Raw genomic sequence first — 18,450 nt, forward strand, 5'->3', positions numbered from 1 at the left:
TCAGCCGGAAAACGACGCGAGCACGCCGGACGGATCGAGCATGAGTGAGGTACCCCCGCCCGCTACCGACCCCTGGAAGGGATTCCGGGGAGTGATGGCCGGGACGCTGATCCTCGAGGCGATCGTGGTGTTGCTGGCACTGCCGGTCGTCGGTTCGGTCGGCGGCGGGGTGACCTGGTTCTCGGGCACCTATCTGGTGGTCCTGGCGCTGCTGATGATCCTCGGCGCCGGATTGCAGCGCAAGCCGTGGGCCATCCCGTTCAACCTCGGGCTGCAGGTCCTGGTGCTGGCGGGAACCTTCATCCACCTGTCGATCGGGATCATCGGGCTGGTGTTCGCGGCCGTGTGGGCATTCATCCTGCTGTTGCGCGCCGACGTGCAACGACGCATGGACGCCGGGTTGTTGCCGAGCCAGCGGATGCGGCGGGCCCAGTCCTGAACGGGGTCGTTCGGCGTGGACGCCTACCCGACGCTAGGGTTAGCGCGTGACTGAGCAGACGTTGGTACTCATCAAGCCGGACGGTGTCTCCCGTGGCCTCGTCGGCGAGGTCCTGGCGCGCATCGAGCGCAAGGGCCTCACCATCAAGGCGCTGGAGCTGAAGAACGTGTCCGCCGAACTGGCGGGCGAGCACTACGCCGAACACGCCGAGCGACCGTTCTTCGGTTCGCTGATCGAATTCATCACCTCCGGCCCGGTCGTCGCGGCCGTGCTCGAGGGCCCGCGCGCGATCGCGGCGTTCCGCCAGCTCGCCGGTGGCACCGACCCGGTCGAGAAGGCCGTCCCCGGAACCATCCGCGGCGACTTCGGTCTCGAGACCCAGTACAACCTCGTTCACGGCTCCGACTCGCCCGAGTCCGCCAAGCGTGAGATCGCGCTCTGGTTTCCCGAATTCCCTGCTTGACCGTGCTGTCCTCGCTCGTCGCGTCCGGTTCGGACGCGACGGGCTCGAGTGACGGTTCCGCGCGCGAGTTGCGCCGATGGCGATCACCGCGCGAACCATATGGGATACTGAAGACGGATGTGTTCGATACCGATGTCATCGAAGCCCCACCAGGGCGGTCGGTGACAGCCTGACGCGCAGGTACGCGGCAGCGGCGACGGACATGACCGGATGACACCGCAGTTGGATGCCGATCATCGCTGCCATGGACAACCCTGTTGCTGGGGTTGCCGGGCACGCTGGATGAGCGCCTCAGCGCGCGGCGTCACGCCGTACAGCCAGGCGCCGCGTGACCGGTTGGCCCGCCAGATGATCGATTCCAGGCGCGACCGGATACGCGGGGCGAGACCAGATGACCCTCGTACCATCGGGTACGAGGTGCACGGACGATGCCCCCGCGCCGGCCGCGTCACTCCCGTACCGGGGATGGACGCGCCCGGGGGCCCGAGGAGACTTCGTGGCCGAACAAGAGCCGCTGGACACAACACAACAGGATGCCGATCAATTGCCGGAGCGAATTCGAGTTCATGCACTGGCCAAACGACTGGGAGTGACCAGCAAGCGCATCCTGGCCAAGTTGGCCGAGCTGGGCGCCGAGGCGCGCAGCGTGCAATCCAATGTCGACCGGGCGGTCGCCGAGACCGTTCGCGACGCGATCGCTGCCGCCGACGCCGAAACCGGCGAACCCCCGGCACCCGCCCCGACCACCAGGGGTAGGAAGAAAGCCACCGCACCCGTCGCCGAGCAGCCGGCCGACCCGACCACCACCTTGTTCTCCGCGCCCGAGGTCGCGCGCCCCGACGAGGTGTTCGCCCCGATGGCCGACGACGCCCACACCGGGCTGTTCACGCACCGGGCGACCGAGGAACCGGCCCCCGAACCGGTGGCCTTCGAGGCGCCCTCGGTCGGCATGCCGCTGTTCCTGCCGCCCGACGCGAGCGCCGCCGAAGAGGCGCGCAAGCGCCGTCGCGCCGAACGCGCGCCCAAGAAGGTGGAAGAGCCTGTCGAGGAGCCCGAGGCGCTCGACGAGACCGAGGCCACCGACCAGTCCGGTGACACCGATACCGATTCCGACAGCGACAACGACGCCGACGGGCAGCCGCGCCGCCGTCGTCGTGGGCGTCGTGGTCGCGGTCGCGGCCGTGGCGAGCAGTCCGCCGACGGCGAGGACAACGACTCCGACGATCACGACGCCGAGGACGAGCCCGCCGCCGAGCAGCCCGCCCCGGCCGAGGCCGAGCAGTCCGACGACACCGACGAAGACGACGACAACCAGCCCGAGGGTGCGAGCCGTCGCCGTCGCCGCCGTCGCCGTCGCAAGGTCGGCGGGGAGTCCGCCGACACCGACGCCGCCGCCGAGGACGACCCGCCGAACACGGTCGTGCACGAGCGCGAGCCGCGCAACAAGAGCCGCAGCCGGGCCGGTGCCTCCGACGAGGTGCAGGGCATCTCCGGTTCCACCCGCCTGGAAGCCAAGCGTCAGCGCCGCCGCGACGGCCGCGACGCGGGCCGCCGCCGTCCGCCGATCCTCACCGAGTCGGAGTTCCTCGCCCGTCGCGAGGCCGTCGACCGGGTGATGGTCGTGCGCGAGAAGGCGTTCGATCCGGCCGAGCACGCACCGGGTCACCAGACCACCACGCAGGTCGCGGTGCTCGAGGACAACATCCTCGTCGAGCACTTCGTGACCAGCTCCGGTCAGGCATCGATGGTCGGCAACGTGTACCTGGGCAAGGTGCAGAACGTGCTGCCGAGCATGGAGGCCGCGTTCATCGACATCGGCCGCGGCCGCAACGGTGTGCTCTACGCCGGTGAGGTGAACTGGGAGGCCGCCGGGCTCGGCGGCAAGGAACGCAAGATCGAGCAGGCGCTCAAGCCGGGCGACACCGTGCTGGTCCAGGTGTCCAAGGACCCGGTCGGCCACAAGGGTGCCCGCCTGACCACCCAGATCTCCCTCGCGGGTCGCTTCCTGGTGTACGTGCCGGGTGGCACCTCCACCGGGATCAGCCGCAAGCTGCCCGACACCGAGCGCAAGCGGCTCAAGGAGATCTTGCGCGAGATCGTGCCCGCCGACGCCGGCGTCATCATCCGCACCGCCTCCGAAGGCGTGAGCGAGCCCGAGCTGGCGCGCGACGTGGAACGGCTGCAGGCCACCTGGCGCACCATCGAAGAGGCCTCCAAGAACGCGGCCAAGGACGCGCCCAAGGCTCTCTACGAAGAGCCGGACATGCTGGTGAAGGTCATTCGCGACCTGTTCAACGAGGACTTCGCCAAGCTGGTCATCGAGGGTGAGCGCGCGTGGAGCACCGTCGAGAACTACGTGCGAACCGTCGCCCCCGACCTGCTGCCGCGGGTGAACCGGCACGAGAACAACGGTGTCGACGTGTTCGACGCCTACCGCATCGACGAGCAGCTGGCCAAGGCGCTGGATCGCAAGGTGTGGCTGCCCTCGGGCGGCACCCTGGTGATCGACCGCACCGAGGCGATGACCGTCGTCGACGTCAACACCGGCAAGTTCACCGGTTCCGGCTCCTCGAACCTCGAGGAGACCGTCACCAAGAACAACCTGGAAGCGGCCGAGGAGATCGTGCGCCAGATGCGGCTGCGCGATATCGGCGGCATGATCGTCGTCGACTTCATCGACATGGTGCTCGAGTCCAACCGCGATCTGGTGCTGCGCCGCCTCACCGAGGCGCTCGGCCGCGACCGCACCCGCCACCAGGTGTCGGAAGTCACCTCGCTGGGCTTGGTCCAGATGACGCGCAAGAAGCTGGGCACCGGCCTGGTCGAGGCGTTCTCCACCACCTGTGAGCACTGCCACGGCCGTGGCATCCTCGTGCACTCCTACCCGGTCGATTCCGGGTCGGGCATCGAGGAACCGCGCGGCAAGGAGAGCGGTTCGCGGCGTCGTCGCGGCAAGGACAAGGACCGCGACGCCAAGCCCGCCCAGGCGGCCGCACCGGCCACCAACGGCACGGCACCGGCCGCCGAGCCCGACGAGGAGGACATCGCCGTCAAGCGGGCCCACCCGGTCGCGCTGGCGATGGCCGCCCACCACGGCGACGAGGACGGCGAGACAGTGCAGGCCGAGGTCGAGACCGAGCAGCCGGCTCCCGAGCCGACCCGCTCGCGCTCCCGGTCCCGGTCGCGGCGGTCCAACCGCGCCGCGCAAACCGAGACCGCGATCGACAGCCCCGCGCTGACCGGGGTCGTCCCGGCCGAGGACGAGGTGGTCGAGGAGGTCGTCGTCACGCCCGCCCCGGCCGACGAGGCGCCGACGGTCGAACCCGTCGAATCGTCTTCGCTCGCCCAGGAACCCGTCGAGGAGCCCGCCGCTCCCGTGGCCGAGGAACCCGCACCGGTGGCCGAGGAACCGGCCGCCCGGGCGCCGCGTAGGCGTCGTGTAGCCCGTTCGACGGCGGCTCCGGCCGCCGACAGCGCGGGCGCGGTGTTCGTCGTCTCGGCGAACGAGCAGCCGCCCGCGGCAGCCGTCGTGGACTTCGACGCCGAACCCGTCGTCGTCCCGCAGCGCAAGCCGCGCAGGCGTGCGGTGGCCCGTCCGGCGGGCGCGCCCGCGCCGGAATCGAACTGAGGTGACGTCCCCCGATTCGGCCCTGACCGGCCGAATTGGGGGACGGCATACCGTTCTGGTAACCTAGGTCGGTCGCTGCCCAGCGATTGGGCATCTGGCCGGACGGCCGGGTGATACCGCAGGCAGGCAGCTAACGTTCTTCCCCCGCACGTGCGGGGATGAGCCCAGGAATACGCGTCGCAGCTGCGGCGTGGACATGTGCAGGACCAACGTGAGTGGAGGAAGCCGACCGATGGCAGCGTACGCAATCGTCAAGACCGGCGGAAAGCAGTACAAGGTCGCGGTCGGTGACCTGGTGAAGGTCGAGAAGATCGAGGGCAAGCCCGGCGACGCCGTGGCCCTGACCCCGGTTCTCGTCGTCGACGGCGCCGATCTGACCACCGATGCCGACAAGCTGGCCAAGATCTCCGTGGCCGCCGAGGTCGTCGATCAGACCAAGGGTCCGAAGATCCGGATTCACAAGTTCAAGAACAAGACCGGCTACCACAAGCGCCAGGGTCACCGTCAGCCGCTGACGGTCATCAAGGTCACCGGCATCAAGTAAGAATTCCCGAGGAGACGAAGCAATGGCACATAAGAAGGGTGCATCCAGCTCCCGGAACGGTCGTGATTCGAACGCCCAGCGCCTCGGCGTGAAGCGCTTCGGCGGCCAGAAGGTCAGCGCGGGCGAGATCCTCGTCCGTCAGCGCGGAACCCACTTCCACCCCGGCGTGAACGTCGGCCGTGGTGGCGACGACACCCTGTTCGCCCTCGCGGCGGGCGCGGTCGAGTTCGGCACCAAGCGTGGCCGCAAGACCGTCAACATCGTTGTCCCGGAGCCGGTCCAGGCCTGACCGCCTGGAGCGTCAGCTCCCCACGGATACCAGAGCGGGTCAGGGTTTCCCTGACCCGCTCTGTCGTGTTCGTCCACCATTACCGCAAACGACAAGTCAGAAGGAGGAGGATCAACCCATGTCCAAATTCATCGACCGCGTCGTGCTGCATGTTCGTGCCGGTAGAGGTGGACACGGTTGTGCCTCGGTGCACCGTGAGAAGTTCAAGCCGCTCGGCGGTCCCGACGGGGGCAACGGCGGCAACGGTGGCGACGTGATCCTCGAGGTCGACGCCAACGTGCACACCCTGCTCGATTTCCACTTCCATCCCCACGCCAAGGCGGGCAACGGCAAGCCGGGCGAGGGCGGTAACCGCGACGGCAAGCAGGGCACCGACCTGGTGCTGCAGGTGCCCGACGGCACCGTGGTCGTGGACAGCGACGGCAAGGTCGTTGTCGACCTCGTCGGCGTCGGCAACCGGTTCATCATCGCCCGTGGTGGTCGCGGTGGGCTCGGTAACGCCTCGCTGGCGTCCAAGGCGCGCAAGGCGCCCGGTTTCGCGCTGCTCGGTGAGGAGGGCGAGGAACTCGATCTCGTTCTCGAGCTGAAGTCGGTCGCCGATGTGGGTCTGGTCGGGTTCCCGTCGGCCGGTAAGTCGTCGCTGGTCTCGGTGCTCTCGGCCGCGAAGCCGAAGATCGCCGACTACCCGTTCACGACGCTCGTGCCGAACCTCGGCGTGGTGCAGTCCGGCGACACCACCTTCACCGTCGCCGACGTGCCCGGCCTGATCCCCGGCGCCAGCCAGGGTCGCGGCCTCGGGCTCGACTTCCTGCGGCACCTGGAACGGTGCGCGGTGCTCGCCCACGTCGTCGACTGCGCGACCCTCGAACCCGGTCGCGACCCCGTCTCCGATGTCGACGCGCTCGAGGCGGAGCTCGCCGCGTACAAGCCCGCGCTCTCCGGTGACGAGAGCCTGGGCGACCTGGCCGACCGCCCGCGCGTGGTCATCCTGAACAAGACCGACGTCCCCGACGGCAAAGAGCTCGCCGAGATGGTGACGCCTGAATTCACCACCCGCGGTTGGCCCGTGTTCGAGATCTCGGCGGTGAGCCGTGCCGGGCTGCGCCCGCTGACCTTCGCGCTGGCCGACATGGTCCGTCAGTATCGCGAGGATCACCCCAAGGCCGCACCCAAGCGCCCGATCATTCGCCCGATCGCGACCGACGAGTCCGGTTTCAGCGTGATCGCCGATCCGCAGGAGCCGGGTGGTTTCATCGTGCGCGGCACCCGGCCGGAACGTTGGATCCGCCAGACCGACTTCAACAACGACGAGGCCGTCGGCTACCTGGCCGACCGGTTGGCTCGCCTCGGTGTCGAAGCGGAGCTGGTCAAGCAGGGTGCCGAACCCGGCTGCCCGGTGACCATCGGCGAGGTGACCTTCGAGTGGGAGCCGCAGATCTCGGCCGGTGTCGACATGCAGCCGACCGGGCGCGGCACCGACCTGCGGCTCGAGAACAACGACCGCATCGGCGCGGCCGAGCGCAAGCTCGCCTCGCAGGCGCGACGTGGTCTGCTCGACGAGAACGGTGAACGGAAGAGTTGACGGTGGTGTCGCGCCCGGCGAAATTCGCTGTCGGGCGCGACGAGTCGGTCGGCATACTGCGGTAGGGCTTCTGCGAGCCCGTCGACGACGATTCGTGCAGGGAGTTGGGCGATGCAGGTGGGTTCGGAGCTGAGTCAAGGGCGGGCCGCTATCGTGTCGGCGCGCACCGTGGTGGTGAAGATCGGTTCGTCGGCTCTCACCAGCCTCGAAGGCGGTCTCGACACCGGTCGGCTCGATCTGCTCGCCGATGCCGTCGAAGCGCGGATGCGCGCAGGGTCCGATGTGGTCGTCGTGTCCTCGGGTGCCATCGGCGCCGGGCTCGCACCGCTGGGCCTGTCGAAGCGGCCCAAGGATCTGGCGACCAAACAGGCCGCGGCCAGTGTCGGCCAGCTCGCCCTGGCGCACGCCTGGGGAACCTCGTTCGCGCGGTACGGCCGCACGGTCGGCCAGATACTGCTCTCCGCGGACGATTTCGCCCGTCGTGAGCATCATCGCAACGCGCAGCGCACCCTCGATCGGTTGCGTTCCCTCGGGGCGGTCGCGGTGGTCAACGAGAACGACACCGTCGCCACCGAGGAGATCCGTTTCGGTGACAACGACCGCCTCGCCGCCCTCGTCGCCCACCTCGTCGGCGCCGACGCCCTGATCCTGCTCTCCGATGTGGCCGGGCTCTACGACGGCGACCCGCGCAAGGGGCCCGCGAATTTCATTCCCGAGGTGCGCGGCAGTGCCGACCTCGACGGCGTCATCGCGGGCAGCGGTGGCGCGCTCGGCACCGGCGGCATGGCCTCCAAACTGTCGGCCGCCCGCCTCGCCGCCGACGCGGGCATCCCCGTCCTGCTCGCCTCGGCCGCCGAAGCCGCGACCGCCCTCTCCTCGGGTACCGTCGGCACCGCCTTCGCCGCCCGCCCCGTCCGCCTGTCGGGCCGCAAGTTCTGGGTCCGCCACGCCGCCGACACCCGCGGCGCCGTCCTGCTCGACGACGGTGCCGTCGCCGCCGTCGCCGAACGCCGCTCCCTGCTCGCCGCGGGCATCACCGGCCTGCGCGGCCGCTTCTTCGGCGGCGACGTGGTCGACCTCGTCAGCCCCACCGACGAGGTCATCGCCCGAGGCGTCGTCGAATACGACAGCACCGAACTGTCCACCATGCTCGGCCGCTCCACCACCGACCTCCCCGAAACCATGCAGCGCCCGGTCATCCACGCCGACGACCTCGTCAAGGTGTGAGCGTCCCGACCCCGATCGTCAGGCAGCCGGACCCGAGCCGCGGCGATGTGGTTCTCTCGGTCAATCGCGCTCTGTGGCACGAGGTTTCGGCCGCTGTCAGGGCGGTGTTCTGCAAGGCGGAAGACGGCGTGATCTCCATCAGGTTCGTCGTCGAGGGAGCCATCACCGACGACGATCGCGATTCGACCAGCTGTGTAGCCGCCGAAGTCATCGCGGACTTTCCGGATCACCGGGTGGACGAGAGCATCGAACGCTTGGATCCGCCGACGAGGGTCACCATGCCTCCCGGATGGCATCTCGTTTTCCATCGGCGTGAAGGTTGATCGACTCAGCATGCACACCGACGGCCTGGCGCCTGAGGAGAACGTGCCATCGATGACCGCGCTGGGATGACATCCGATCAACACGGTCGGCTGCCGGACACGACCGGGGTGAGCGATCCCGGCCGAATGCGTCGACTTCTTATCGCTGCGGCGGGATGACGCCCGGTTGGTCCAGGCCGCCCGGGGGTTGGGGTGGTGGGGTGGGTTGGGGTGGTTCGGCGCCGGGGACGGGGCCCGTGACGCCGGGTTGGCCGCCTGGGTCGGACATGTCGGGGGCGTTCTGGGGTGGTGCGGGTGCGACCGGTGGAGTGTTGGTGTCCGGGGCGGTTGGGTTGGAGTCCTGCTGAGTTGGCGGTGCCGGCGGGTCGCTCGGCGGTGAAGGGTTTGCGCTCGTTGGCGCGGGCGGTTCGCTCGGGGGTGCCGGGCTTTCCACCTGCGGCGGAGCAGGATTCGTCGGCGGCGGCGCCGGTGGCTCGGTGGGTGGTGCCGGGACTTCGGTTGTAGGGCTCGGGCTTTCGCTGGGCGGTGCCGGGAGCTCGGTGGTGGGGGAGGGGCTTTCGCTCGGCGGTGCTGGAGGCTCGCTGGACGGGGCCGGAATCTCGCTCGACGGTGCCGGGAGTTCGGTGGTGGGGGAGGGGCTTTCGCTCGGCGGGGCCGGTGGCTCGCTCGTCGGCGTAGGGCTTTCGTTGGGCGGTGCCGGGAGTTCGGTGGTCGGCGCAGGGCTTTCGCTGGGGGTAGCGGGGTTGGGGCTCGGCGGTGTGGGCTGTCCAGGCGGCGCCGGGTTTTCGGTCGGCGCAGGCGCTTCGGTGGACGGTGCTGGGGGCGCGGGGTTTTCGGTGGTTGGGGCGGAGTTGTTCGGGTTGGCGGGTGCCGGGGTTTCGGGGTTCTGGGGGGTGGTCTCGGCAGGGGGAGCGCCGTTTGTTCGGGGCGGGTTGTCCAATGGGACAGGGGAATCCGCAGCGGGGACGGGAAGGGCGGGTACGCCGGTTCCGGCCAGGGTGTAGGCGGGCTTGTAGATCATGTTCATGGCCAGGAGCGCTTCCTGGCGCAACGCTTCGGCCGCCATCTGCGCGTCGATGACATCCGCGGCTGCCAGCAGCCGGGCGATGGTGCCGATCGGGCCGGAGTCGCCGGGGGCGACCACCGCCAGTTTCACCGCTTCGGCGGCGGCCGCCACCCCACCGAGGCGGGTGCCGACTTCCGCCATCACCGCGGCCAATTCGTCGATGGCGGCGGCGAAGCTGCGGGTGCTCGCGGCGGCGGCTTCGGCGGCCGCGCCTTCCCATCCCGCCTCTTCCATCACCTGGTCGGCGTTGGCCTTGGCGACGGGAAGGGTGACGAGGGCGGCGGCGGTTTCCAGCCAGGCCATCGAGGCGCCGAGGATCTCGCCCGCGTCGATCTGCTGGGTGCGGGCATAGATCTGCTCGTGCGGCATGGACTCGAAATGTTCCATCGCACTGATGTAGGTGGGATCGGTACTCATCAGTGCACCCGCGTATCGATGGCGCGCAGCGCGGCGGCCGCGGCGGCGTCGGCTTCGTCGTAGAGGCCCGCGCTGAGCAGGAACGCCTCACGCATCCGGTAGGCCGCTTCGATGTAGCGATCGAGCAGATCGGCGGCGTCGCGCGCCTTGTGGGCGAAGCCGGCCTGCAATTGCTGTGCGGAGACGAAACCACCGAATCCGCCTGCCTCGGCGGCATTTTCGAGGTCGTGGCGTAATTCGGCGAGCCGGTCGGCCTGCTGTGCGTAGAGATCGGCACACCGGCGCGCGGCCTCGGGATCGAATTTCACCGTCCCCGCCGCGGCGGCGCTGCGGAACCGGGAGATCTCGGCTCGGCTGCTCTCGATCGTCATCGCGTCTCCCCTCCAGATCAAGCGTCGGTGTCCAGGCTAGCCGGACCTACGATTGTGCGAACTGTGCGCCGGTGCCACCCGGCGTTGCAGTTGCGCGGCGAGCTGACCGGGCGAAGCGGGAACCACGTGCACCGTTTCCCCCACCCGCAGCAGGTATCGGCCGTCGCCCGCGACGTCGATCCAGCTGTAATGCAGCGGCGGGGAAGGGGTTTCACGGTCGAGTCCGGTTTCGATGCGGATATGCCCCTCGGCGGTGTGCGGGCGGCGCAGCAAGCGCTGGATCCGGGGCACCGCGGGATGGGCCGCGATCACGGTCTCCTCATCGCGCACCGCGTCGGCCGCCGCCTCACGCGCGGGTTCACGGCCGGGCGGTGTGTCGGGCAAGCAGGCGGTGACGCGCGCCCCGATTCCGGCACTGTGTCCGATCGAAACCCGCACCTGCCCACCGTAATCGGGCCGGGTGCCGGGTTCCTGCACGACGAGAACCGCGTGATCGTAGACAGCGCAGGCCAACAATCGGATCTCGCTGCCCGGCGTGTGCCCGCCGCCGACGAGCACGATCCTGGCGTGCGGTTCGGCGACGATCCGCAGGCACGCGGTGAGATCGGGATCGGTGCCGGGCGTGAGTCGCTGGTCGAGCGTCGAACGTAATCGGCGCGCTTCGTCCTCGGTGCGCGGCGTTTCGAGCAGCCGCAGCGGAAACGGCACCCGGTCGCGACCGGTCTCCCGCCAGACGTGCGCGAACTCGTCCGCGGTGAAGGTCCATCCCATTGCCGATCCCATCCTTACCGAACCAGGACGAGCTCAGCCTAACCGCAGTGTCCTATTCCGGCGCACCGTTCATCCGCCCGAATGGAAACTCCGGCGCAATGAGTACCCGGATGAGTATTTCGGCGGACGTCTGTCACCGCTGCGACTCCTACCGTCAGGACAGATCCGTTGACTGGAGGAGCTATGACCGACGTGTTCGAGGCCGGTCGATCAGTAACCGCGCTGCGGATCCACGATCGCGCGCAAGGGTTCGCCCGCCACGAACCGGGCGACGTTGGCGCCGACATGATCGGCGAAAGCGGCGAGGCGCAGTTGCGGCGGATTGGAATCGTGCGGGGTGATGATCGCGTTCGGTAGGTCCCACAGCGGATGCCCGTCGGGCAGCGGTTCCGGGTCGGTGACATCGAGTCCGGCGCCGCCGATGATGCCGCGCCGCAGTGCGTCGACCAGCGCGTCGGTGTCGATCAGGCTGCCGCGCGCCACATTCACCACCCATGACGACGGCTTGAGCCTGGCCAGCTCGTCGGCACCGATCAGATGCCGCGTCTGCGCGGTCGCCGGGGCCGCGACGACGACGTGGTCGGTATGCGACCAGACCCGTCCGAGCTGATCGGCGGGCACCGTCTCCACGTCGGCGCCGATTCCGGGTCCGGTGACGCGGTTGCCCGACCGGTTCACCGCGATCACGTGCGCACCGAGCGGGGCGAGCATCGGGATCAGCGCGCGGCCGATACCGCCCGCGCCGACGATCGTCACCGTCTTGCCGCGCAACGACCCCACGTGCGGGAAGAACTCGCGCTGCCGCCACGAGGTCGCGCGCAACTGCTCGGGCAGATACCGCACGCCCGCCAGCAACAGCATCAGCGCGTGCTCGGCGACGCTGTGCGCGAAGGCGCCTGCCGCGGAGGTGAACGTCGGGCCGGGGTGGGCGGCGAACACGCCCGCATCGAAGAAGTCCTCGATCCCCGCGGCCGGCAACTGCACCCAGCGCACCGACGCAGGCAATTCGGCCGGGAAGTCAGCGGGCGTCCCGGTCCAGATCAGAGCGTCGGCGTCGGCGAGCGGACCGACCCGGGCACCCGCGCCGACAACCGCCTTCTCGAGCAGTCGCGGAGCGTTCGGGTCCGGACCGATCGCGACGGTGATCGCGGATTCCTGCACAAAGTCCTCCTGGTTGGTGCCGGGGCGGGCAGAGTTCCGATTCTCCCGGACCGCCGGGACCGCGTCGAGCCAGGACCTCACGATTCGTCGAGATCGACAGGTTCGTCCACGCCGTGGCGGTCGGCGAGTTCCAGCAGTGGCGTGATGTCGAAGACTGCATCGTCCATGTCGGCCTGGATGTCACCGAGTTCGGCGTAGCGGGCGGGGACGGTCCGGATCGTGAAATCACGAGGATGGATGGAGTCGATCTCGTCCCAGCGCACCGGTGTCGACACGGTGGCCTCGGGAACGCCACGCACCGAATAGGCGGCGGCGATGGTGTGGTCGCGCGCGTTCTGGTTGTAGTCGACGAACAGGGCTTTGGGGTCGCGATCGCGCCGCCACCATGCGGTCGTCACGTCGTCGGGCGCGCGTCGCTCGACTTCCTGGGCGAAGGCCAGCGCCGCCCGGCGCACCTGCTGGAAGCCGTGCTCGGGCGCGATCCGCACGTAGACGTGCAGGCCGTGACCGCCGGAGGTCTTCGGCCAGCCGACGGCGCCGAACTCGTCGAGGACCTCGTGCACCACCCCGGCGACGCGCTGCACCCGCGACCACGGGCAATCGGGCATGGGATCCAGGTCGATGCGCCATTCGTCGGGTGACTCGGTGTCGGTCGAGCGGGAATTCCAGGGATGGAACTCCACGGTGGACATCTGCACCGCCCACGCGACGTCGGCGAGCTTCTCGACACAGAGTTCGTCGGCGTGCCTGCCGTAGCGCGGGAAGTACACCCGCACGGTCGGAATCCAGTCGGGCGCACCGGCGGGCAACCGTTTCTGATGGACCTTGTCACCGGCCAGCCCTTTGGGGAAGCGGTGCAGCATGCACGGCCGGTCGCGTAGCGCGTTGACGATGCCGTCGCCGACGCTGAGGTAATAGTTCACCAGGTCGAGCTTGGTCACGCCGAGCTCGGGGAAGTACACCCGATCGGGATTGCTGACCCGTACCGTGTACTCACCCACCGGCAGTTCGACCGCCGGAGCCGCAGACTTGGCCACACGCGCAACGATAGACGAGCGGGCCCGCCCCGTGGCCGGGTAGCGGACCCGCGTGGCGCCGCGGCTACAGCTCGTACACCCCGAAGGCCCGGTGCTGGATGCACATCGGCATCACATGCACCTGCTCGGTCCATTCGAATTTGGCCGCCGCCTCGACGGTTTCGCGTTCGGCGACGCACACAGTGTTGGTGCCGGGCATCGTCAACGGGTTGAGCACGGCCAGCGGGATGCCCGCGTGGATGCCGCTGTAGAGACCGCCGCTGAAGCACAGCGGGGTGATGGCGATGCCGCGCCGTGCGCTTTCGCGGTCGGCGGCGGCCTGGGCGCCCGGCACGCCGGAGCAATCGAGCGGGTTCTCGTTCGTCGCCTGGGCAGGGGCGGTGAAAAGGGTGAAGCCGGCCGCACAGCCCGTGGCGACGGCCATCAGGGTTCGAGCAAATGTGGTCCTGGTCATAGCCGCATTGAAACACTGCTCACCGGCCGTACACACAATCGGCGACGGCGTGTCGGCCCCGATCAGCGCGCGACGGCCTCGAGTACACAGACCGGCGCCACGGTCTCCACCGTGCGCGTCAGCGTGAAACCGCTGCGGTCGAGCAGGGCGCGGAACTCGGCTTCGGTGCGTTCGTGGCCGCCCTCGGTATTGACCAGCATCTCCAGATCGACGAATTTGCCCGGGTGCGGCCGATGATGCTCGGGCAGCACCAGCTCGATCACCAGCAGGGTCGCGGCCGGGCCCATCGCGGCGCGGACGGTGCGCAGGATGCGTTCGGCGTGCTCGTCGGACCAGTCGTGGACGATGTTCTTGAGCAGATAGGCGTCGGCGCCCGCGGGCACGGCCTCGAAGAACGAGCCCGCTTCCACCGTGCAGCGTCGCCCGAGTCCGGCTGCCGCGAGATCGGAGCTCAGATCCTCGACCACGCCGGGCAGATCGAACACCACCCCGGTGGTCGAGGGATGCCGGCGGAGGATCTCGACGAGCAGACTGCCACGTCCGCCGCCGACGTCGACGACGGTGTCGAACCGGCCGAAGTCGGAGGCGGCGAGCAGCGGTTCGATCGACAGCGTGCCGATGCTGGTCATCGCGCGGTCGAACAGGTCGCCCACCGCACGATTGCGCGCGGCGTATTCGAAGAAGCTCGCGCCCTCCAGCGCTTGGCCGACCGCCTCGCCGGTGCGGACGGCATCGCCGAGATGGGTCCAGTGGTTGCGGTGGTAGGGGGAGCCGAAGAACCGGGCCACTTCACGCATGGTCACCGCCGCGTCGCCGCGCAACGCCTCACCGATGCGGGTCAGGGCGTATCTGCCGTCGCGGCGCTGGGCGAACACCTCGTAGCTCACCAGCAGCCGCAGGAGCCTGCGTAGTCCGTCCTCGTCCACCTCGAGCGCGCTCGCCAGTTGCGCCGAGGTGCGCGGGCCGTCGGCGAGCTGGTCGGCGATGCCGAGCTCGGCGGCGGTGCTGATGGCCTGGGAGAGAAATCCCGCGAACTGCAGTTCCAGCAGCGCGATATGGCCGGGGACGAGCCGCCGGTGGAGTCTGGCCAGCGCGTCGCGCACCCGGTCGAACGCGTGGACCACGGGAATCGGGGGCAGCTTCTTCGACGTCATCACGACTCCATCGTCGGCCGTTCGACCTGCGCGTACGTGCTGAGAGTACGGGATCGGACGCGCTGGGCGGGAGTGGATCAGGTCGGCGTGGCCAGCGCGAACGGCAGCACCGCGTCCGCGCCGCTCGTCCGGAGGGCGTGGGCGGCGACAGTCATGGTCCAGCCGGTGTCGGTGAGGGTGTCGACCAGCAGGATCGGTCCGTCCACCTGCGACAGGTCGGGCACCTCCCAGTAGTCGAACAACCCCGCGACGCGGTGGGCCGAGTTCGCCGCCGAGACCGGGGGGCGGTCGGGGCGCGCGTGCAGGGTGCCCAGGTCGGTGAGTCGCCCGATCTGGGCGAGTCGCTGCGCGAGACTGGTGGTGAGCTGGGGGTAGCGCGGCGATTCCAGGGCCAGGACCGAGGTGGGGCGGGCCGACCAGTCCCAGTCCCGCAGTACGGCGATGCAGGCGTCGAACACCGCGTCGGGTACCGGGGCGTCGGGTCCGTCGAGCAGGGCGCGCAGGCGTTGGCCCCAGCCCAGATCGGTGAGCCGGCCGAGCACACGCCCGGTCTCGGCGCCGCCGGTGATCTTGCCCGACAACGGGATTCCGAGTTTCGCCATGCCGGTCGGCCACTGCTTGCGCGGGGCGAGGTCGAGGCCGGGGCGGTCGAGCCGCGCCCGGGTGGCGGCGATCGCGACGTCGTCGACGCTGGTGTCGGGACGGGTGCCGGTGCAGTTGTCGCAGCGGCCGCAGTCGAGCTCGGCGGTGGCCAGGCCGTCGAGGCCGGGGTCGTCGAGCTGGCGGCGCAGGAACGTCATCCGGCAGGTCGTGGTCGACTGGTAGTCGATCATCGCCTGCTGCTCGGCGTCGCGGGCGGCGGCGAGACGTTCGTAGCGTTCGGTGTCGTAGGTCCAGTTCTGACCGGTGGACAGCCAGCCGCCGCGTACGCGGCGAACCGCGCCGTCGACGTCGAGCACTTTCAGCACCATCTCGAGCCGCGAACGGTTCAGCTCCACGAGCGGTTCGAGCGCCGCCGTCGACATCGCCCGATCCGTGTCGAGGGCTGCGAGCACCGAGCGCACGATGTGTTCACGGGGGAAGGCAACAGAGGCGAAGTAACTCCAGATGCGCGCGTCCTCCGGGCCGGGGAGCAGCACCACCTCGGCGCGGTCGGTGCCGCGCCCGGCGCGGCCGACCTGCTGGTAGTAGGCGATCGGCGAGGACGGCGCCCCGACGTGCACCACGAAACCGAGATCGGGCTTGTCGAAGCCCATCCCGAGTGCCGAGGTCGCGATCAAGGCCTTGACCTCGTTGTTCAGCAGCGCAGCCTCGAGCGCTTCGCGTTCGGCCGGGTCCGTTTGGCCGGTGTAGGCGGCGACGGTGTGCCCGTGGGTGGCGAGCACGTCGGCCAGGTCGTTCGCCGCGGCGACGGTGAGGCAGTAGATGATGCCGGAACCGGGCATCCGATCGAGGTGGGCGCCGAGCCATGCCGTGCGTTGCACCGCGTCGTCGAACCGGACCACCGACAAGTGCAGCGACTCGCGATCCAGGGTGCCCCGCAACACGAGGGTGTCGGTGCCGATCTGCCCGGCCACATCGGTGACGACCCGGTCGTTGGCGGTCGCCGTGGTGGCCAGCACCGGCACGTCGGTGCCGAGGTCGGCGATGAGGGTGCGAATACGGCGGTAATCGGGACGGAAATCGTGACCCCAATCCGACACACAGTGCGCCTCATCGATCACGACCAGCCCCGCATCGGCCGCGAGTTTCGGCAGCACCTGATCACGGAAGTCGGGATTGTTCAAGCGTTCCGGACTCACCAGCAGCACATCGACCGCACCCTCGGCGACCCGCTGATGGATCTCGTCCCACTCGGTGACATTGCCCGAGTTGATGGTGGCCGCCACCACCCCCGCCCGTTCGGCGGCGGCCACCTGGTTGCGCATGAGGGCGAGCAGCGGCGACACGATCACTGTCGGCCCCCGACCCGCCCAGCGCAGCAGTTTGGCCGCGATGAAATACACCGCGGACTTACCCCAGCCGGTGCGCTGGACGACCAGCGCCCGGCTGCGCCGCACGACGAGCGCCTCGATCGCCGTCCACTGGTCCTCGCGTAGCCGGGCCTGCGGCCCGGCGAGGTCGCGGAGCAGCTCCTCGGCGCGTTCGCGCAGGTCGGAAGCCATCAGGTCGAGCACGTCGTTACCTGCCGCTGTGGTCATGGGCCCTATGCTGCCCCACCCCACCGACAGGTTTGATCGGCGATACAGACCGCCCGTCGAGTCACCCCTTCACGCACAGGACCTGACGCAAGGTCGCGACCACGTCGACCAGATCGGTCTGGGCCGCGATCACCTCGTCGATGTCCTTGTACGCGGCCGGGATCTCGTCGACCACGCCCGCGTCCTTGCGCGACTCCACGCCCTCGGTCTGGGCGATCAGGTCCGCGACGGTGTACTGCCGCTTGGCCGCGTTGCGGCTCATCCGCCGTCCGGCACCGTGCGAGGCCGACTGGAACGACAGCGGGTTGCCCTTGCCGCGCACCACATAGGAGCGCGTGCCCATCGACCCCGGAATCAGCGCCAACTCACCGGCCCCCGCCCGCACCGCGCCCTTGCGGGTCACCAGCATCGGCACGCCGTCGATGACCTCCTCGGCCACATAGTTGTGATGGCAGCTGATCGGCTCCTCGAACCGCACCGGCCGCTCACCGAATTCGTCCCGCACCGCCCGGCACACCAGCGACAGCATCACCGCGCGATTGCGCGCCGCGTACTCCTGGGCCCAGGCGAGGTCCCGGCGATAGGCGTCCATCTCCGGTGTCCCGGAAAGAAAAACGGCCAGATCCCGATCGGGCAGCGACTGGTTGTGCGACAGCGCCCGCGCGATCGCCATATGCCGCTCCGCCAGCTCCTTGCCGATATTGCGCGAGCCGGAGTGCAGCAGGATCCACACGGCGTCGTCCTGGTCGAGGCAGATCTCGATGAAGTGATTGCCGCCGCCGAGCGATCCGATCTGCTTGTGCGCCTTGGACTCCAACGCGGAAACACCAGGGTGCAGCTCGCCGAATTCACGCCAGAACCGGTCCCATCCCTTGGTGCGCGCGGACTGCCCGTGCGACCCGGCGTGCAGCGCGGTGACGTTCACCGCCTCCTTGTGCGCACTGAACCCCACCGGCACCGCCTGTTCGATCCGCGAGCGGAGCGAACGCAGGTCGTCAGGCAGATCCGCCGCCGTCAGGTCCGTCTTCACGCTCTCCATGCCGCATCCGATGTCGACACCTACGGCGGCAGGAGCCACCGCGTCACGCATGGCGATGACCGAACCGACCGTCGCGCCTTTGCCCAGGTGCACATCCGGCATCACGCGCAGCCCGTGCACCCAGGGCAGTTCCGCGATATTGCGGAGCTGCTTCAGTGCGGCCTGCTCGATCTGGTGCTCGTCTGCCCACATGAGCGTCTGCGCTCGGGTACCGCGCAGCTCGACGGGAAACATGGTCGGTCCTTTCCTTGGTGTAATACCAACGGTAGGGGCCGTATCGTGGG

At 69.4% G+C, this 18,450-nt stretch carries 17 protein-coding genes; 8 read left to right on the forward strand and 9 right to left on the reverse strand.

Going from position 1 to position 18,450, the window contains the following annotated elements:
• Window positions 1-40: 40 nt before the first annotated feature.
• The 8 genes from NI2_RS04365 to NI2_RS33520 all read left to right on the forward strand — a co-directional run bounded on the left by NI2_RS04365 (window position 41) and on the right by NI2_RS33520 (window position 8,495).
• Window positions 41-439: a DUF4233 domain-containing protein gene (locus tag NI2_RS04365; RefSeq protein WP_067486224.1), complete on the forward strand. Its 399-nt coding sequence runs from the start codon at window positions 41-43 to the stop codon at window positions 437-439.
• A gap of 46 nt (window positions 440-485) precedes the next feature.
• A complete protein-coding gene (gene ndk / locus NI2_RS04370; RefSeq protein ID WP_067486226.1) occupies window positions 486-902 on the forward strand; it encodes a nucleoside-diphosphate kinase in 417 nt (138 codons plus the stop codon).
• Window positions 903-1,398: 496 nt separating this feature from the next.
• Window positions 1,399-4,530: a translation initiation factor IF-2 N-terminal domain-containing protein gene (locus NI2_RS04375; RefSeq protein ID WP_067486228.1), complete on the forward strand. Its 3,132-nt coding sequence runs from the start codon at window positions 1,399-1,401 to the stop codon at window positions 4,528-4,530.
• Window positions 4,531-4,762: 232 nt separating this feature from the next.
• Window positions 4,763-5,074: a 50S ribosomal protein L21 gene (gene rplU, locus NI2_RS04380; protein WP_067486230.1), complete on the forward strand. Its 312-nt coding sequence runs from the start codon at window positions 4,763-4,765 to the stop codon at window positions 5,072-5,074.
• A 22-nt stretch (window positions 5,075-5,096) separates the two neighbouring features.
• A complete protein-coding gene (gene rpmA / locus NI2_RS04385; RefSeq protein ID WP_067486232.1) occupies window positions 5,097-5,363 on the forward strand; it encodes a 50S ribosomal protein L27 in 267 nt (88 codons plus the stop codon).
• Window positions 5,364-5,481: 118 nt separating this feature from the next.
• Window positions 5,482-6,945, forward strand: a complete 1,464-nt coding sequence (gene obgE / locus NI2_RS04390; RefSeq protein WP_067486234.1) for a GTPase ObgE — start codon at window positions 5,482-5,484, stop codon at window positions 6,943-6,945.
• Between the two features lie 111 nt (window positions 6,946-7,056).
• Window positions 7,057-8,172: a glutamate 5-kinase gene (gene proB / locus NI2_RS04395; RefSeq protein ID WP_133734017.1), complete on the forward strand. Its 1,116-nt coding sequence runs from the start codon at window positions 7,057-7,059 to the stop codon at window positions 8,170-8,172.
• 47 nt (window positions 8,173-8,219) lie between these two features.
• Window positions 8,220-8,495: a MafI2 family immunity protein gene (locus NI2_RS33520; protein WP_481850183.1), complete on the forward strand. Its 276-nt coding sequence runs from the start codon at window positions 8,220-8,222 to the stop codon at window positions 8,493-8,495.
• 139 nt (window positions 8,496-8,634) lie between these two features.
• Here the strand turns inward: NI2_RS33520 and NI2_RS04405 are convergent, their stop codons facing one another.
• The 9 genes from NI2_RS04405 to NI2_RS04445 all read right to left on the reverse strand — a co-directional run bounded on the left by NI2_RS04405 (window position 8,635) and on the right by NI2_RS04445 (window position 18,400).
• Complete coding sequence (locus NI2_RS04405; protein WP_067486238.1) at window positions 8,635-9,978, reverse strand: hypothetical protein; 1,344 nt, start codon at window positions 9,976-9,978, stop codon at window positions 8,635-8,637.
• Window positions 9,978-10,349, reverse strand: a complete 372-nt coding sequence (locus NI2_RS04410; RefSeq protein ID WP_067486241.1) for a hypothetical protein — start codon at window positions 10,347-10,349, stop codon at window positions 9,978-9,980. Before NI2_RS04410 ends, NI2_RS04405 begins: the two co-directional genes overlap by 1 nt.
• 36 nt (window positions 10,350-10,385) lie before the next feature.
• The gene (locus tag NI2_RS04415) at window positions 10,386-11,120 is read right to left on the reverse strand and encodes an ESX secretion-associated protein EspG (protein WP_067486242.1); all 735 of its coding nucleotides are present in this window, start codon (window positions 11,118-11,120) and stop codon (window positions 10,386-10,388) included.
• Window positions 11,121-11,330: 210 nt separating this feature from the next.
• A complete protein-coding gene (locus tag NI2_RS04420) occupies window positions 11,331-12,281 on the reverse strand; it encodes a D-isomer specific 2-hydroxyacid dehydrogenase family protein (RefSeq protein WP_067487003.1) in 951 nt (316 codons plus the stop codon).
• Between the two features lie 77 nt (window positions 12,282-12,358).
• Window positions 12,359-13,318 carry a non-homologous end-joining DNA ligase gene (ligD, locus tag NI2_RS04425; protein ID WP_067486244.1) on the reverse strand — a complete coding sequence of 320 codons (960 nt, stop codon included), beginning with the start codon at window positions 13,316-13,318 and terminating at the stop codon, window positions 12,359-12,361.
• A 64-nt stretch (window positions 13,319-13,382) separates the two neighbouring features.
• Window positions 13,383-13,772, reverse strand: a complete 390-nt coding sequence (locus NI2_RS04430) for a hypothetical protein (protein WP_225281022.1) — start codon at window positions 13,770-13,772, stop codon at window positions 13,383-13,385.
• Between the two features lie 62 nt (window positions 13,773-13,834).
• Entirely contained in the window at window positions 13,835-14,926 is a 1,092-nt protein-coding gene (locus NI2_RS04435) for a methyltransferase (protein WP_067486248.1), read from the reverse strand.
• Between the two features lie 77 nt (window positions 14,927-15,003).
• Complete coding sequence (locus NI2_RS04440) at window positions 15,004-17,127, reverse strand: RecQ family ATP-dependent DNA helicase (protein ID WP_067486249.1); 2,124 nt, start codon at window positions 17,125-17,127, stop codon at window positions 15,004-15,006.
• Between the two features lie 61 nt (window positions 17,128-17,188).
• On the reverse strand, window positions 17,189-18,400 hold the full coding sequence (locus NI2_RS04445) for an RtcB family protein (protein WP_067486250.1): 1,212 nt from the start codon (window positions 18,398-18,400) through the stop codon (window positions 17,189-17,191).
• Between the last annotated feature and the right edge of the window lie 50 nt (window positions 18,401-18,450).

The organism is Nocardia ignorata NBRC 108230 (assembly GCF_001612905.1).
Lineage (GTDB): Bacteria > Actinomycetota > Actinomycetes > Mycobacteriales > Mycobacteriaceae > Nocardia > Nocardia ignorata.

Coding starts and splice junctions, on each gene's coding strand:
- NI2_RS04365 (WP_067486224.1), top strand. CDS start 41: ATGAGTGAGGTACCCCCGCCCGCTACCGACCCCTGGAAGGGATTCCGG.
- rplU (WP_067486230.1), top strand. CDS start 4,763: ATGGCAGCGTACGCAATCGTCAAGACCGGCGGAAAGCAGTACAAGGTC.
- rpmA (WP_067486232.1), top strand. CDS start 5,097: ATGGCACATAAGAAGGGTGCATCCAGCTCCCGGAACGGTCGTGATTCG.
- obgE (WP_067486234.1), top strand. CDS start 5,482: ATGTCCAAATTCATCGACCGCGTCGTGCTGCATGTTCGTGCCGGTAGA.
- proB (WP_133734017.1), top strand. CDS start 7,057: ATGCAGGTGGGTTCGGAGCTGAGTCAAGGGCGGGCCGCTATCGTGTCG.
- NI2_RS04405 (WP_067486238.1), bottom strand. CDS start 9,978: ATGAGTACCGATCCCACCTACATCAGTGCGATGGAACATTTCGAGTCC.
- NI2_RS04410 (WP_067486241.1), bottom strand. CDS start 10,349: ATGACGATCGAGAGCAGCCGAGCCGAGATCTCCCGGTTCCGCAGCGCC.
- NI2_RS04415 (WP_067486242.1), bottom strand. CDS start 11,120: ATGGGATGGACCTTCACCGCGGACGAGTTCGCGCACGTCTGGCGGGAG.
- NI2_RS04430 (WP_225281022.1), bottom strand. CDS start 13,772: ATGACCAGGACCACATTTGCTCGAACCCTGATGGCCGTCGCCACGGGC.
- NI2_RS04435 (WP_067486248.1), bottom strand. CDS start 14,926: ATGACGTCGAAGAAGCTGCCCCCGATTCCCGTGGTCCACGCGTTCGAC.
- NI2_RS04440 (WP_067486249.1), bottom strand. CDS start 17,127: ATGACCACAGCGGCAGGTAACGACGTGCTCGACCTGATGGCTTCCGAC.
- NI2_RS04445 (WP_067486250.1), bottom strand. CDS start 18,400: ATGTTTCCCGTCGAGCTGCGCGGTACCCGAGCGCAGACGCTCATGTGG.